Below are 14,636 nucleotides of genomic sequence, written 5' to 3' on the forward strand. Positions count from 1 at the left end.
CTCTTAGAACGCTCTTTTAGCCGGCACGGCGCCACTTTCGAGGGGCACGCGCGCCTCTTTGTCCCCATAGCCTCTGTGCATGCGGATTGAGGTGCTGGGACCGGTCCGGGCCTATGCCAACGATGGTGCGCCGATCGATGTCGGTGGCGTCATGCTTCGCGCGCTGCTGGCCCGGCTGGCACTGGCCGGGGGCGAGATGGTGTCGGTCGATGCACTCGTTGACGGCCTGTGGGGGGAGCATCCGCGCGGGGGAACCGTCAATGCGCTGCATGGACTGGTGCATCGGCTGCGCAAGGCTCTGGGCGGGGCCGGGGTCGTGGAGAGGGCGGCCGGCGGGTACCGCGTGCGCGTACGCGCCGAGGACGTCGACGCCTATCGGTTCGAGGAGAAGGCGAAGCGGGGCGGTCGCGAACTGGCCGCGGGCGCCGCGCAGCGAGCGGGCTCGCTGCTGGACGAGGCGCTGGCGCTGTGGCGGGGAGACGCGCTGGCCGACGTGCGCGATGCCCCCTTCGCCGGTACGGCAGGCGCGCGGCTGGAGGAGCTGCGCGTCACGGCCATTGAAGACCGGTTCGAGGCGGAGCTGCGACTGGGCCACCACGACGAGATCCTGGCCGATATGGCGGCGGTGGCCGCCGGCCACCCGTTGCGCGAACGGCTGGCCGGATTGCGCATGCGAGCCTTGCACGCGGCAGGCCGCCAGTCCGATGCGCTGGGCGTGTTCGAACAGGTCCGCGGCACGCTCGCCGAGGAACTGGGCGTCGACCCGTCAGAGGAACTGCGCAAAACTCACCTGGCCGTGCTGCGGGGCGAGCTGGAGACCCTCGAGGCGGAACGGCCTCGGCCGGAGGCGGTGCCGGGACGCCTGCCGGCCCAGTTGACCAGCTTCGTCGGCCGGACGGAGGAGCTGAGATTGCTGGCCGGGTTGCTGGAGACCTCTCGGCTGGTCACCGTTGTCGGTCCTGGGGGTGTGGGGAAGACCCGGCTGGCCGTGGAGGCGGTGAGCCGGCATCGAGCCCATCGGCGTGGCCGGGTCTGGCTCGTCCCCCTGGCCGGGGTGACCACGGCGGACGGGCTGCCCGAGGCGGTGCTGGGCACGCTCCGCGTCGCCGATGCCCGGCCGTCCGGTACTCCGCTGGAGCGGGTGGTCGATCTGCTCGCCGGTGGTGCAGGCGTGCTGGTGCTGGACAACTGCGAACAGATCTCCGGACTCGTCGCGGAGTTCGCCGGGCAACTGCTGGAGCGCCAGCCGTACGTGACCATCCTGGCCACGAGCCGGGAGCCGCTTGAGGTCATGGGTGAGGCGCTGTGCCGTCTGGGCCCGCTCGACCTGCCGCCGGCGCGCGCGGATTGCGCTCGGGCCGGCGAGTCGGCCGCGGTACGGCTGTTCCTCGATCGCGCGGCAGCCGTACAGCCCGGCTTCACGCTGGACACGCCGACCGCGGCCACGGTCGTGGACATCGTGCGCCGGCTGGACGGGCTGCCGCTCGCCCTCGAATTGGCCGCGGCGCGACTGCGGACCATGAGCGCCGAGCAGATCGCCCGGCGGCTGGATGACCGCTTCCGGCTGCTCAGCACCGGCAACCGGACCGCCCAGCCCCGCCAGCAGACCCTCCATGCGGTCATCGAATGGGGCTGGGACCTCCTCACCTCACAAGAGCGCACACTGGCCCGCCGGATGTCGATATTTCCGGCGCGTACCGGTATCGCCGTGATCGAGGCGGTCTGTGCTGATTCGGATGGGGCGCTTCCCGCGGACGAGGTCATCTATCTGGTGGACTCCCTGGTCGACAAGTCCATCGTGGAGCGGGCCGGCGACGGCTACCGGATGCTGGAAACCATCCGGGCCCATGCGGCGGGAAAGCTCCGGCTCGAGGGGGAGACCGAAGCCGTCCTGTGCGGGCTCACGCGGCACTTCGCCGACCTGGCCGAGGAACACGAGCCGCTGCTGCGCTCGGATAAGCAGGCGGAGTCGCTGCGGCTGTTCCAGGCCGAGTACGACAACCTGATGTACGCCCTGCAAACGGCCATCGACAGCGGGGACGCCTCGGGCGCCGCCCGTATTCTCGGGCCGCTGTACTGGTACTGGGTCATGCACCGCTACGACGCCCGCGCCGATGTCTACGTCGCCAAGGTCGCCGAGTTCGGCGACGCGCTGCCCGTGAACGCCCGGGCCGCGTTCACGGCAATTCACCTGGTGAGCATCGAGGGCGGGCCGCTCACCGACCCCGAACGGCTGCGCGCGCTCATCGACGACTGCGTGCGCACGGGCGCGCTGCGGCGTTACCCGATGCTGCTGACGATCGTGCTGGTGATGGCGCCGCTGCTCGGGCTGGATGAGCTGGCCGATCAGGAGATCGCCCGGGTGCGCGGCGGCTCGGACCGCTGGGCGATCGCCTGCACCTTCATGATCGAAGCCATGCGGTATCGCGAACGGGGCGACCGGGAGAGCTCCGCGACCGCGATGACCACGGCGTTGCACGCGTTCGAGGAGGTGGGCGATCGCTGGTGGGCGGCGAAGGCGCTGTACGGCCTGGCGCAGATCCACGCCATCGGCGGCGAACACGACGAGGCGATCGCCGCCTACGAGCACAGCATCGCGATCGCCACCGACCTCGGCTCTCAGGATGAGGTCTCGACCCGGCTCGGGCTCGCCACCGAACGCATGCGCGCCGGCGACCTGATCGGCGCCCAGCACGACATCGAAACCGCCGAACGAGCGGCCTGGGAACGTGGTCAGCCCATGCTGGAGATCGAGGTCCTGGGCAGCCTGGCCGAGCTGTACCGCCGCTCCGGCAAGATCGAACGGGCCGACCAAGAACTCGACCGGATGGAGACACTCGCCCGCCGGCTGCGCCTTGCGGCGGAGACGATTGAGAACCTCCTGGTGCCCGCCAGGATGGCGAACCTCCTCACCGCCGGAGACGCCGCACCCGCGCGCGAGCTGCTGCCCCGTGCCGTGCAGGCGGCGCAGGCGAACATGGACACCCCTTGGGCCGCCCAGCTCCTGGCCCGGCTGCTGTTTCTGGAGGACGATCCGGCCGGCGCGGCCACCGCGCTCGGCCTGAGCCAGGCCATCCGCGGCACCTTCGACCACGGCGACAACGAACTGCGCTCTCTTGCGGAGGTGCTCGAGGAACGGCTCGGCCGTACCGACTACGACACCGCCTACCGACGGGGCGCCGACATGACACCCCACGAGGCCACCGACCGGCTGACAAAGCTGCGCGAATAAGGCCGCGCATCGGCGGCCCGCGGGGTGCTGGCCCGGATCGCGGGTGAGCAGCCCTCGACCCTCAACCAGGTGTTCGCCGGCCAGTGCATCAGCCTGGGCCGACGTGCCGGCGTCTTCCAGTTCGCCACAGGTACGACGTCGCGCTGTGGTTCCACATCGACGGTCGCCCCGGCGCGAGGCTCAAGGAGTTCGTGTGCAGAGGCATCGTCAGGCACCTGGCCGACGAGGCACGCAAGCCCTGTTCGTACAGCTTGCACCGCGTCTCAGGAGGTGCCAAGCGCCAGCAGCTGCTGCAGGCCAAGCGCGGCGAGGCGTCGCCGCACGCATGCGTTTCATCGGCGGTTCCCCTGAGCAACGGATCGTCGTCAACTTGGCGTGTCACAGCCGTGCGCCGGGAGGTGTCCCACTCACGACCGCACCAAACAACGGCTACCAACGAATAAGGACCTTGCTGTGGATGCACGAATTGAAGGCCTTCGGCAACCAGGGCCGGCCGCGAAGGAGAGGGGTCGAGATATGAGCGACCACGCCACCGACACGGCGACCGAGACGTTCGTCGCCCACCGCAAACGGCTGCGCACCATGAAGCGCCGCAAGGAGTCGTACGTCGGCCCCTGGCTGCCCGAGCCGCTGCTCACCGCGCCTGACGTGGCCCAGGACGTCGAGCTCGCCGAGAGTGTGTCGATGGCGATGATGCTCGTCCTCGAAACGCTCTCGCCGACCGAGCGCGCCGTCTTCCTGCTGCGCGAGGCCTTCGATGTCGGCTACGACGAGATTGCTGCCGCCGTCGACAAGAGCCCCGCGGCCGTCCGTCAGATCGCGCACCGCGCCCGCCAGCACGTTGATGCCCGCCGCCCTCGCAAGGTGGTCTCTCCGAGCGTGACCAGGGCGGCTCTGGAGTCGTTCCAGCGCGTACTCGAGACCGGGGACCTGCAGGGCCTCCTTGACGTGCTCGCCCCGGAGGTCGTCCTGATGAGCGACGGCGGCGGCATCAAGCAGGCCGCGATGCGGCCGGTCACCGGCGCCGACAAGGTGGCCCGCTACATGATCGGTGGTGTCGGCAAGAACGCGCGCCGGATCACCTTCGCTCCCACCCTGGTCAACGGCCACCCGGCACTCTTCATGCACCTGGACGGTGAGATCGACGGCGTGATGGCGATCCGGGTCGAGGAGACCCGCATCACCGGCCTCTACTACGTCCGCAACCCCGAGAAGCTGAACCGCGTCGAATCCGAGACCCCGCTCACACTGCGATGAATACGGTCCACTGACCGCAGTTCGTATCCGACTTCCCCCTTTAAAGAGGTAATGAGAAGTTCTCGATGGCTGGCGGCAGCGTGCGCTCTCAGCGCGCCGGCAGTGCTCACCATCACAGCCAGGGGTATCCTCAACGTCCATTGCGCAGCTCTCCCCCGCCGGCTCGAGCGGACAGACCCAGACGGTAACTCGACTCGCCCTGCGTCTGGCAGGAGACTGGGTCCCGCTCCGGCCTTGGAGGCAGCCCCCGACGGCTGGTCGCCGCATCGGATTCGCCGTCTGCCTGAACCCTTTCTCGCCAAATCGGGGTGTTCTGGCTCGAGAAACAGCTGTTCGCGCCGCGGTGATTTGCCAAGATATTGCCATCTGCGGGCGACACCCTCCCCGAGCCGGGACAGGGCCTTCCGTCGCCACGGCATAGCAAAATGTCACAACAAGTAATTCTTATGTCTCTCTACGTGGCGAGAGGTAATCCGACCGCCTCCAGGCTTTGCATTTCCCGAGGTGACCGCCGGAGTTCTCGCTCACTAGCGTGAAATTCCATTCTTACGTTGAACCGGCGAACACCGATTCGGCGCTCCGTCAGCCCGGGCAGCACCCGGCGCGACTGATTCACCATGGAGCCATCAGTCATGATCAAGATTAGGTACGCGCTCGCGGCCGGAGTGATGGGGGCCTCGGCCCTCGTCATTCCAGTGACGATGTCAGCACAGCTCGCCAGTGCCGAACCCGTGGCCGGGACCACTTTCGCGACCACGCACGTTCTCGCTTCCGCGGAGGACCCCTGCGACAAGCACAAGAACCCGCAGAAATGCCGGGAACAGCGCGGCGGCGGGGACGACGAACTCGGCGACGACAACATCACGCGTCCTGAAGGTGGCAGCATCGACGACTGACGCTGGAGCAGCGTCGTCGAACGCCCGTACAGAACCGCCCTCCCCAGCCCCGGGTGCCCTGGACAGCCGGGAAAGGACTTTCGTACGGCAGGCTCCGGGGAAAGCGTACGCATTCCGAGGAGCTACATGATCACCTCGTTCTCGGCGAAGTCGGTAGACAACCCACTCGGCGCGGACCGATCCGAAGGCGGCCCGAGGCCCCGGACGGCGACGAGATCGGCGTGACGGCCTCATCGACGAGCTCACCGGCGTCCGGCGCGGACCCCCACACGAACTGTGGTGAACCCAGCAGCGGCGCTCGACCTGTACGGCACGGCCCGGCAGGCCGAGCGCCGCCAGATCTGTGCGAGGCCGGCAGCTAGCTCGGCTGGGTGAGGGGACAGCGGCGTGACTGCCGGGGGGCTCTCAGTCATGGTCGGCCGTGACCGACCAGAAGCGCTGCCCGGCACGAGAAGGGTCAGAGTCTGGCGCGTCGATGTAGGCCAGCGCCACGTTGGGGTGGGTACCGGCCTCGCTCTCAGCAGACCAGCCTTCCTTGAATACCTTGTCGAAGTCCCCGGCCTCGGCGGCCGACAGGGTGCCGCGGGCCTCGTCCCAGCTTGCCGCGGTCCGGAGCCGGGCGTCGCTGTGGGCTGCCGCCGTCGCCTCCAGGGCGCCGGCGAGCTTGGCCCGCGCCTGGCTCAGGCGACTGCGAACCGTCCCCACGGGCACGCCGCAGACCTGGGCGATGCGGTCGTAGCCGGTCATTCATCTCGGTCAGTGATGACTGCACTTCATAACCGGTTCTGGTTCGCGGCTTCTTCCCGGGCTCCAATGGATCCCGATCCCGAAAGGAGCTCACGTGACTGCCACCAGATCGCAGGCCATTGTCGTGCCCGCCGGAGCCGCGGAGATCGTCGATCTCCCGGCGGGCGGCGCGTTCACGCTGCTCGCCGACGCGAGCCATACCGCGGGCGCGCTCGGCGCCAACCGGCTGACGCTGGGGAAGGGGCGCGACGGTGCCCGACCGCACTTTCACGCGCTTTCCACCGAACTGTTCTACGTCCTGGCGGGGGAGATGGAATTCCTCCTGGGACATGAGAAGGCGACCGTCTCCGCGGGCGGGCTGGTCGTCGTGCCGCCGCGGCTGCCTCACGCGTTCGGCGCGGCGCCAGGGGCCGAAGCCGCTGTGCTCGCCGTCCTGACGCCTGGGGTCGAACGCTTCGGATACTTCCGGCGGCTGGGGCGCATTCAGCACGGGTTGGAGTCCTTCGACGGACTGCTGCCGGAGCAGGACCGCTACGATGTGCACTTCGTGGACGGCGACGGCTGGCAGTCGATGCGGGGTACCCGATGAGTGCCCCCACGCCGTAAGGCAGTTCGGGGCGCTGTCGACGGCTCTGTGGCTTGGGGATTGTTCGGCCCGATGGTCTTCGGCGTCACGGCGGCCGCTGTGAAACCCTCCACGCGTCGGGACGTGCCTTCGCCGGCTGGTCCGTGCGGGAGAAGAAGCGGGTCCACGCCGCCCTCGACCCGGATCTCGAACGGCTCCGCGCCGCGTGTGACCGTCTCGTTTGCTGGGCTGCTACGTCTACTCCGCTCCACTACACACTGGACGGGCCGCGGCCCGTATGTTCGCCCCATCGATCGGCGTCGCGGAGGACATCGCCAACGCCAACAGCACCGCCTGCCTCGCTGCCTACCTGGCAGGTCAGGGCATCACCGACATCACCGTCGACATGGGCGACTCCCTCCGCACACCCTCCACGATCACCGCCACCACACGGCACAGTCCGTCGGGCCCACTGGTCCACCTGGGCGGTACCGCGGAGATCACACGTCGTCCGCCTGCCGTAGCTCTCCGCAGGCATCGCCCGCCGGCAAGAGGGTCGCGATCCGGCGGCCCGCAGACGCTTTGACCTCCGAGGATCCTGATCGCAGAAATCAGCGGTAGAGCTGATCACGGCCTCCCGAGATGCAGGACACCGTCCGAGCCCGACCTGACAGTGTCAGGGCACTCGCGTGAACGCTCGGCCGAGGAAGGTGTCGAGGCTGTGGCGCGCGGTGTCGCCGTGCGGGCCTGTGAAGATCTCCGCGGCGTGCAGTTCACCGGGTAGGACGGTGAGCTCCGCGGAGGGGAAGAGCCTCGCGACCTCGTTCAACCGCTTTTCGTCGGCCAGCGGGTCGTCGGCGGTGCCCAGGACGAGGAGCTCGCCCCTGTACCTCCGGCCGCTCGCCGCTTCCGCGCCGCCGAGCACGGCCAGCGGGCTGATCCCCGCGACGCCGACGGGAGGCTGTCGGGAGCTCTCCGCCATGCCGAGCATCACTGTGCCGCCCATGCATCCGCCCACCCAGGCGACCTGCCGGGCGCCCCGCTCGCGCAGCAGGCGTGTCGCCTCGGACACGGTCTTCTCGCGGTCGCCGCTCCAGTCGAACGTGACAACCTGGTGTCCGGCGCGGGCGAGCCGTATGGCCTCGGACGCCCACTCACATGCGTCCCCCCAGGAGATCGGGGCGAACACGATCCCCCGAGGACCGGAGCCCAGCGTCACCATGCGGGTACCGCCGAGCTTCGTGATCTGGTGCGCCGTCGCTCCGCTCCCGCGGAAGCAATCGGGGACAGCGGCCCCAGCCGAATGTGCAAGGCCGATCCCTGGACGGGGAGGCGTCATCGTCTGCTCCGCTCCTTTCGTTCCGCACGCCGACGAGGCTGCGAACACGCCGAGAGCCGTCAATAGGGCAAGCGCACGCATCTGCCGGACTCCATCGGGCTATGCCGGTCTCGCAGCTGCATATGGGTGATCAGCAAACCACCGAGACGGTTGATCTGCTCGGAGCCGCCTTGTGAGAGGTTCCAGATTGACTCACCCAACTCATGCGACAACGGCCTGTGCCTGCCTGGCGGCGCGGCCGTAGCCGCGGTGACACCCGAACACCATCTGAGTCTGCATGATCTGACCTCTCAACCAAAAGCTGTATATAAAGCTTTATCTAAAGGTAGATGCTAGCGGCTCGGCTTGCCCACCCACAAGAGGTACGGGAGACCTGCAGCCGGTCGGCCTCGGCCCTTCCCCGGGGAGCCGCCCTCCAGCTGCCTGACCTGTTCCACGAGCGCGATGGCCCGCGAGGCGCGCTCGACATGGCCGCCGATCGTGACGACGCCCTTGTCGACGGTGATCGTGAAGCCGCCGCCGATCAGTTGCCTGACGTCGGCTTCCAGTTCCTCGGCGGGGCGGGTGAAGACCCGCAGCACGTCCGCCTCGTGCAGGGTGCCGATCATACGGCCCGTGACCACGTCGATCACGGGAAGCTGCTTGATCCGGCTGTCGTGCATCGTCTTGGCGGCGTCCTTGACGAGCGTCGCCGGCCGTGACGGTGATCGCGGGCGAGGTCATCAGTTCGGCGGCAGTCCTGGCCGTGGCCTTCTTGTGCTCGGCGCGCGTCCTGCCACTCTCGAAGATGGTGACCGGGCGCCGTACCGTGTCGATCTCCTTGAGGATCAGGTCGTCCTGCGAGATGTCTGGATGTGCTCGGCCGGCAGCGGCGCAGGCGGGATCGCCCATCCGGGTCGATCGGGCCGCGGGCGAGTGGCGCGCGACTCGCCCACAGGCGCCGACTCGCCACACTCACCCTACCGCCGCGGGTGTGGAACTCAGCTCCTCACCCGCGCGGGCTGGTGCACGTTCTTGGTCGGGCGCACCCTCTAGGCGGTGCGGATCACGGCGACCGGGCAGTGCGCGTGGTGCAGCACTCCCCTGCTCACCGAGCCGAGGAGCGCCCGCTCCAGGGCGTTCCTGCTGTGACTGCCGACGACCACCAGATCAGCCTGCGCTGACGCCTCGGTGAGCGCCTCCACCGGGTGCACCTGCCGGACGTCCTCGATGACGCGCACGTCCGGGTGCTTCTCGCGGTGCGGCGCGATGGCCTCGGCGACGAGTTGCAGCTGAGAGGCACGCAGGTCGTCCAGGTCGTAGGCGATCGCCGGGGAGTACATGTGCATGGGCAGCTGCCAGGCATGGATCGCGCGTAGCATGCTGCCCCGCAGCGCTGCCTGCTCGAAAGCGTAGGCGAGCGCGGGCACGCGGTCCGACGCGTCGTCGACGCCCACCACGATCTCACCGCGCAGGGGCCCCTGCTCGCCGCGGATCACGATCACAGGGCAGGGGACCTGGCCCGCCACGTGCATGCTGACCGATCCGATCAGCGCCCCGGCGAACCCGCCCAGGCCACGGCTGCCGACGACGAGCTCGGCCGCCTGTTCCGCCGTCTCGCGCAGGACGGCCGCCGGCGCCCCCTCGATCAGGCGTGTGTCCACGGCCACGGTGGGCTGGCGGGCGTGCGCGACCGCCTCCGCCTCAGCGAGGAGCTTCTCACCCGCGCGGATCATGGCGTCCGGCCACTCCTGCGGAGGGAACTTGGCGATCTGGTACGGCCAGCGGTCCACCGCGTGCACGATCCGCAGCGGCACGCCCATGCGCAGCGCGTCGTCGGCGGCCCACTGCACCGCGGCCCTGGCGGCTGCCGAACCATCGAACCCAGCAACGATCATGACTCCTCCTTCGTCCCTCCCATCGCACCCCCCTCAGCCCGGGCAGCGACAGAGTCGAAGGTCCCTGTGGCAGGGCCCGAAGGCATCTGCTCGTATCGTGGCGTCGCGACCAGCGTCCATGCCGACCGCGCTGCGAGCGATGTCCGGACCACTGGCCGCCTGCACGCCATGGACATCGCGCGCACGCCGGAGTCGTGCTCGCCCACTCCCCCGGTGAAGACGATCGCGTCCACCCTGCCGAGCACCGCGTAGTAGGCGCCGACGTACTTGCGGATCCTGTGGCCATCAGCGGCTGGCAGCGATGGCGCGCTCCGCCGCAGGGGGTTGCAGGAGCAGGAGGGTGACGTCGTCGGCGGGGTTGGCCGGGTCGGGCAGGAGGCGGGCCAGGACGTAGTCGGCGGCCGCTTCGAGGTTCCCCGTGGCGGCGAGGGCGGCCTGCAGTTCGGTCTGCAGCAGTTGCAGGCGGGTATCGAGGTCGGTGTCAGGGGTTTCGATGAGCCCGTCGGTGTACAGGGCCAGGGTGGCGTCGTCGGGTAGGTGCAGGCGGGTGTCAGTGTAGGGCTCGGAGTCGCAGACGCCGAGGGGGAGGCCGACGGCCAGGGGCAGCCTGCTCACCGAGGCACCGGGCCGGGCCAACAGCGGGGGTAGGTGTCCTGCCAGGCCGACGCACATCTCACGGGTGTCCGGTTCGAGGGTCAGGTAGCAGCAGGTGACCAGCTGGTCGGGCAGGTCGCAGACGAGGTCGTCGAGCGCGTGCAGGAGGTCACCGGGAGGCATCCCGGTCTTGGCCAGGGCATGGGCGGCTGGACGCAGGTGTCCCATGACGGCCGCGGCCTCGACCCCGCGGCCCATGACGTCGGCGATGAGGATGCCGATACGACCGTCTGCCAGAGCGATGAGGTCGAACCAGTCGCCGCCGATGCCCGCACCCTCGATGGCGGGCAGGTAGCGGCGGGCGCACGACAGATCGGGCAGGTCGGGCGGCAGGGTCATGAGGCTGCGGCGCAGGGTGGAGGCCACGTGACGGTGCTGCTCGTACAGGCGGCGTAGTTCCCGGTCGGCGCGCTTGCGGGCGGTGATGTCGCGGGCGGCGGCGGTGATGCTGACCAGGTGCCCGTCGGAGTCGTGGACGGGCCACAGGGTCAGCTCGATGTCGACTCGTTCGCCGTCACTGCAGGCGGCGAGTGTCTCCACGCTGGCCGGATGCCCCTGGCGTAGGCGGGTCAGGGCGGCGTGCAGGTCCTCGGTGTGACCGGGTGCGATCAGCCGGGTCAGGTGCCAGCCGAGCAGGTCCGGCAAGGCATAGCGGTACAGGCGGGCGCCGGCGGGATTGGCAAAGGTGATCACGCCGGCGGGGGTGAGAGCCAGGACGGCGTCCTGGCTGGTCTGCACGATGGCCGCCAGTTCGGCGCGTTGCCGCTCCTGGCGGTCTCGCTCGCTGACGTCACGAATCACCGCGCAGATCAGCATGCCGTCCTCGACGTGCAGGGGTGCCAGGCTGATCTCCACTGGGAACGTGCTGGCGTCCTGACGCCGACCGGCGAGGCGATGTCCGGCTCCCATCGCCCGCACCTTGGGGTCGGCGGTGTAGGCGGCGCGATGCGTGCGATGAGCTTGGCGCGACTCCTCGGGTATGAGCATCTCCACGGGCGCGCCGATCAGCTCAGCCCTGCCGTACTCGAAGAGGGCTTCGGTCTGGGCGTTGACGAGCTGGATGATGCCGTGGCCGTCGACGATGACCATGGCGTCGGGGGCGGACTCGAGCAGGTCGGCGAAGCGCTGCTGGAGCCGGTCGTGTTCGCGCTGGGCATGGGCGCGGTCGGTGACGTCGGTGGCGATCCCGCACACACCCTCCACGCGGCCGGCGTGGTCGAGCAGCGGCACCAGCACGCTCAGGTAGTCGTGAACACCGTCGGGCAGACCGACCTGCGCGTCGACCTGGATGGCTTGCCCCGCATCCTGGGCGCGCCGGTCGTTGGCGCGTAATTGGTCGGCGGTCGGGCCGGGGAGCAGGTCGTGGGCGGTCAGGCCGCGCACCTGTTCGGGGCGCAGGCCGAAGATGCGCGCGAAGGTGGCGTTCACCGCGAGATAGCGGCCGCTCAGGTCCTTGAGGTAGATGGCGGCCGGCGTGTGGTCCATCAGCACCCGCCACCATCTGAGCTCACGCACCGAGCGTTGGGCATGGGCACGTTCGCGTTCGATCCTGGCTGCCCCTGCCAGTACGGCCAGCCCGATCACGAGGAAGGCACTGACGTTGGCCATGACCAGCAGCGCGACGCCCAGCCGCGCGTCGTACCAGCCGGCGCTGCTGCCCCGCAGTTGCAGCCAGCCCAGCGTCGGCGGCACGACCAGCGTGGCGCCAAGCAGCCAGCGGCCCAGCAGGGCGGTGCTGCCGACCCCGCACACCAGCGCGGCCATTCCGGCATCCGGCCGCAGCAGGAACGTTCCAAGTCCGAGCAGCATCAACGCCAGTGCGGTGTGCACCGCCATCCCGGTGTAGTCGGCGAAGCGCTCCAACTCGGGCACCTGGTACAGCTGCCCGCATAGCCGCACCATGCCGATCAGCGCAACCAGCAGCGCCATTGCCTGCCCGGCCGTGACAAGCCGTCGAGTGGCCAGCGAGAGGCGGGCCGCGCCGGCCAGGGTGAGCGCCAGGGCGGTGTGAGGGGCCATCCGTCCGGGTGACGCCCCGACAGGAGCTGCCTGATCGGCCGCCGTGCTGGGCGAGCCGATGACCGTCAAGGCCTGGTCGATGCCGACATCGATGCCCGTCATGTATTCGGACAGGGTGATCGCGCCAAGCAGGGCGGCCAGGCCCGCCCCCGCCAGCGCGCTCCGGCGGAGCCATCGCCTGCCATCGCCGTACGGCGCCGGCAGCAGCGCCGCGCCGAGCGCCAGCAGCGCCACGACGGTGTTCGGTTTCATCGCGGCCTGTCCGACGGCCAGGCTCCGCAGCGCCGGGACAGCGCCCAGCCAGCCGATCAGCGCCATCAGCGCGGCCAGCACGGCCCCCAGTCCACAGCACACCACCACGCCGCGGATGAGAGCGGCCACTCGCGGAGCCGCGTCCTGAGACTGTGGCCGGTGGAGTGGGTAGCTCGATGCCGAGCGCTCGAGCGTGGATTGGCCGTCCTGCGCGGGGTCGTTCACGATGCAACTCCTACCGGTCCTCAGGCTGGGGCGCGTCTGGCCGCGAGCGAGCGCCGTTGAGCTGCGACAACCACCGAAGACATAACGGCATGAATCTTGTCAAGCGCGGATAGTGATATCGCTGTCGGTCGCAAGATACTCCCGGCGAGCGCCTCTGACGTCCCGATTGCCACTCTTGCCCCGGCCAGTCGGTCCGCATCCTGTGAACGTGCCACCACCCTGCGGCTCGACAGCGTGGCCGCCAAGAGCCGGCAGCGCTCCCCGGAATCCGCCGGGATCATCCGCGCCACGCTGCCCGTCGTCGGCGCATCGCTCGACGCCATCACGGCGCGGTTCTACGACACGATGTTCGCCGACCGTCCGGAACTGCTCGACGGCATGTTCAACCGCGGCAACCAGGCCAACGGCGAACAGCGCAAGGCACTGGCAGGCGCCTTCGCCGCGTTCGCCGCCGCGCTGGTCGAGCGTCCCGGCGAGCGCCCCGACCGGATGCTCGCCCGCATCGCTCACAAGCACACCGCGGTCGGCATCACCTCCGAGCACTACATCATCGTGCAGAAATATCCCTTCGGCGCGATCGCCGACGTGCTCGGCGAGGCGGTCACCCCGCAGGTCGCCGCGGCGTGGGACGAGGTGTACTGGCTGATGGCCGGCGCGCTGATCGCTTTGGAGGCGCGGATCTACGCCGAGGCCGGTGCACGCGACGGGAACACCTGGCGGCGCTGGCGCGTCATCGAGCGCCGCGAGGAGACGCCCGACGTGGCCTCCTTCCGGCTGCGCCCTGTCGGCGACGACCCCGTCCCGCCCGGCCGCCCCGGCCAGTACGTCAGCGTCCGGATGCGGATGCCCGACGGCGTACACCAGCTGCGCCAGTACTCGCTGTCGGGCGAGGGCCGTGACGGGTCGCGCCGGATCACCGTCAAGCGGGTGCGCGGCGGCAACGCCCCGGACGGGGAGGTGTCCACCTTGCTGCACGCCACCGTCGGGGCGGGCGACGAGCTGACCCTGTCGGCGCCGTTCGGTGACGTGGCACTGGAAGACGGTCACCCGCCCCTCGTACTCGTCTCGGCGGGCATCGGCTGCACTCCGATCGTCGCGATGCTCGAGCACCTCGCCGCCACCGGCTCCACCCGCCGCGTGCTGCTCCTGCACGCCGACCGGTCCCAGACGGACCACGCGCTGCGGGAGGACACGGAACGGCTCCTCGACGCGCTGCCCGGCGCCGAGGGGATCCTCTGGTACGAGGAGGAATCGTGTGGTGACGCCCGCACCGGCCAGATGGACCTGACGGGCGCGCAGATCCCCGAGGGGGCCGTGGTCTACATGTCTGGCCCGGTGCCGTTCATGCGCGGCGTGCGCTCCCAGCTCCTCAAGGCCGGTGTGGCGGCCCGCGACATCCACTACGAGGTCTTCGGCCCGGACCTGTGGCTGGGTGCCGACGACTGACGCTTTCCGACGGACGGCATTCGCCGGTGACCGAATGCCACTCTCGCGCCGGCTGCAATGGCCCTGACCCACTGGCGGGTGGGACGCACGGGAGCGCCGTCCGCGGCGCATAGGCCTGACCCAGCCC

The 14,636-nt window shown here is 69.7% G+C and carries 11 protein-coding genes and 1 pseudogene; 6 read left to right on the plus strand and 6 right to left on the minus strand.

The features are described 5' to 3' along the window. Positions 1-79 precede the first annotated feature (79 nt). From AB0B45_RS44850 to AB0B45_RS44860, 3 genes are all read left to right on the plus strand, one after another. Positions 80-3,232 (plus strand): BTAD domain-containing putative transcriptional regulator, encoded by a 3,153-nt coding sequence (locus AB0B45_RS44850; RefSeq protein WP_358144011.1) that lies wholly within the window; start codon positions 80-82, stop codon positions 3,230-3,232. A 516-nt stretch (positions 3,233-3,748) separates the two neighbouring features. Next, a complete protein-coding gene (locus AB0B45_RS44855) occupies positions 3,749-4,489 on the plus strand; it encodes a sigma factor-like helix-turn-helix DNA-binding protein (RefSeq protein WP_358144014.1) in 741 nt (246 codons plus the stop codon). Between the two features lie 632 nt (positions 4,490-5,121). Further along, positions 5,122-5,385: a hypothetical protein gene (locus AB0B45_RS44860; protein WP_358144015.1), complete on the plus strand. Its 264-nt coding sequence runs from the start codon at positions 5,122-5,124 to the stop codon at positions 5,383-5,385. Between the two features lie 405 nt (positions 5,386-5,790). Here AB0B45_RS44860 and AB0B45_RS44865 read toward each other — a convergent pair whose 3' ends face one another. Then, positions 5,791-6,132 carry a sigma factor-like helix-turn-helix DNA-binding protein gene (locus tag AB0B45_RS44865; RefSeq protein WP_358144017.1) on the minus strand — a complete coding sequence of 114 codons (342 nt, stop codon included), beginning with the start codon at positions 6,130-6,132 and terminating at the stop codon, positions 5,791-5,793. Between the two features lie 94 nt (positions 6,133-6,226). Between AB0B45_RS44865 and AB0B45_RS44870 the strand changes: the two genes are divergently transcribed. Both AB0B45_RS44870 and AB0B45_RS44875 read left to right on the plus strand, forming a co-directional pair. Next, positions 6,227-6,721, plus strand: coding sequence for a cupin domain-containing protein (locus tag AB0B45_RS44870; protein ID WP_358144019.1), 495 nt, complete (start codon positions 6,227-6,229; stop codon positions 6,719-6,721). A gap of 274 nt (positions 6,722-6,995) precedes the next feature. Further along, complete coding sequence (locus tag AB0B45_RS44875; protein WP_358144022.1) at positions 6,996-7,283, plus strand: PhzF family phenazine biosynthesis protein; 288 nt, start codon at positions 6,996-6,998, stop codon at positions 7,281-7,283. A 90-nt stretch (positions 7,284-7,373) separates the two neighbouring features. Here the strand turns inward: AB0B45_RS44875 and AB0B45_RS44880 are convergent, their stop codons facing one another. The 5 genes and pseudogenes from AB0B45_RS44880 to AB0B45_RS44900 form a co-directional block, all read right to left on the minus strand. After that, complete coding sequence (locus tag AB0B45_RS44880) at positions 7,374-7,919, minus strand: hypothetical protein (protein ID WP_358144024.1); 546 nt, start codon at positions 7,917-7,919, stop codon at positions 7,374-7,376. Positions 7,920-8,368: 449 nt separating this feature from the next. Then, positions 8,369-8,719, minus strand: a pseudogene (locus AB0B45_RS44885) (hypothetical protein); the annotation flags it as partial. A 348-nt stretch (positions 8,720-9,067) separates the two neighbouring features. Then, on the minus strand, positions 9,068-9,913 hold the full coding sequence (locus tag AB0B45_RS44890) for a universal stress protein (RefSeq protein WP_358144027.1): 846 nt from the start codon (positions 9,911-9,913) through the stop codon (positions 9,068-9,070). Then, the gene (locus tag AB0B45_RS44895; protein ID WP_358144082.1) at positions 9,910-10,233 is read right to left on the minus strand and encodes a hypothetical protein; all 324 of its coding nucleotides are present in this window, start codon (positions 10,231-10,233) and stop codon (positions 9,910-9,912) included. The genes AB0B45_RS44890 and AB0B45_RS44895 overlap by 4 nt, the downstream gene beginning before the upstream one ends. Next, positions 10,199-12,967 (minus strand): PAS domain S-box protein, encoded by a 2,769-nt coding sequence (locus AB0B45_RS44900; protein WP_358144029.1) that lies wholly within the window; start codon positions 12,965-12,967, stop codon positions 10,199-10,201. The genes AB0B45_RS44895 and AB0B45_RS44900 overlap by 35 nt, the downstream gene beginning before the upstream one ends. A gap of 330 nt (positions 12,968-13,297) precedes the next feature. On the opposite strand from AB0B45_RS44900, the gene AB0B45_RS44905 reads away from it, so the two are divergent. Beyond that, positions 13,298-14,509, plus strand: a complete 1,212-nt coding sequence (locus AB0B45_RS44905; RefSeq protein ID WP_358144032.1) for a globin domain-containing protein — start codon at positions 13,298-13,300, stop codon at positions 14,507-14,509. The last annotated feature ends 127 nt before the right edge of the window (positions 14,510-14,636 follow it).

The organism is Nonomuraea sp. NPDC049152 (assembly GCF_040648355.1).
Lineage (GTDB): Bacteria > Actinomycetota > Actinomycetes > Streptosporangiales > Streptosporangiaceae > Nonomuraea.

Bases quoted from the DNA above. Each gene is read 5' to 3' on its own strand.
- AB0B45_RS44890 (WP_358144027.1), bottom strand. From the start codon at position 9,913: ATGATCGTTGCTGGGTTCGATGGTTCGGCAGCCGCCAGGGCCGCGGTG.
- AB0B45_RS44860 (WP_358144015.1), top strand. From the start codon at position 5,122: ATGATCAAGATTAGGTACGCGCTCGCGGCCGGAGTGATGGGGGCCTCG.
- AB0B45_RS44850 (WP_358144011.1), top strand. From the start codon at position 80: ATGCGGATTGAGGTGCTGGGACCGGTCCGGGCCTATGCCAACGATGGT.
- AB0B45_RS44880 (WP_358144024.1), bottom strand. From the start codon at position 7,919: ATGGTGACGCTGGGCTCCGGTCCTCGGGGGATCGTGTTCGCCCCGATC.
- AB0B45_RS44875 (WP_358144022.1), top strand. From the start codon at position 6,996: ATGTTCGCCCCATCGATCGGCGTCGCGGAGGACATCGCCAACGCCAAC.
- AB0B45_RS44855 (WP_358144014.1), top strand. From the start codon at position 3,749: ATGAGCGACCACGCCACCGACACGGCGACCGAGACGTTCGTCGCCCAC.
- AB0B45_RS44865 (WP_358144017.1), bottom strand. From the start codon at position 6,132: ATGACCGGCTACGACCGCATCGCCCAGGTCTGCGGCGTGCCCGTGGGG.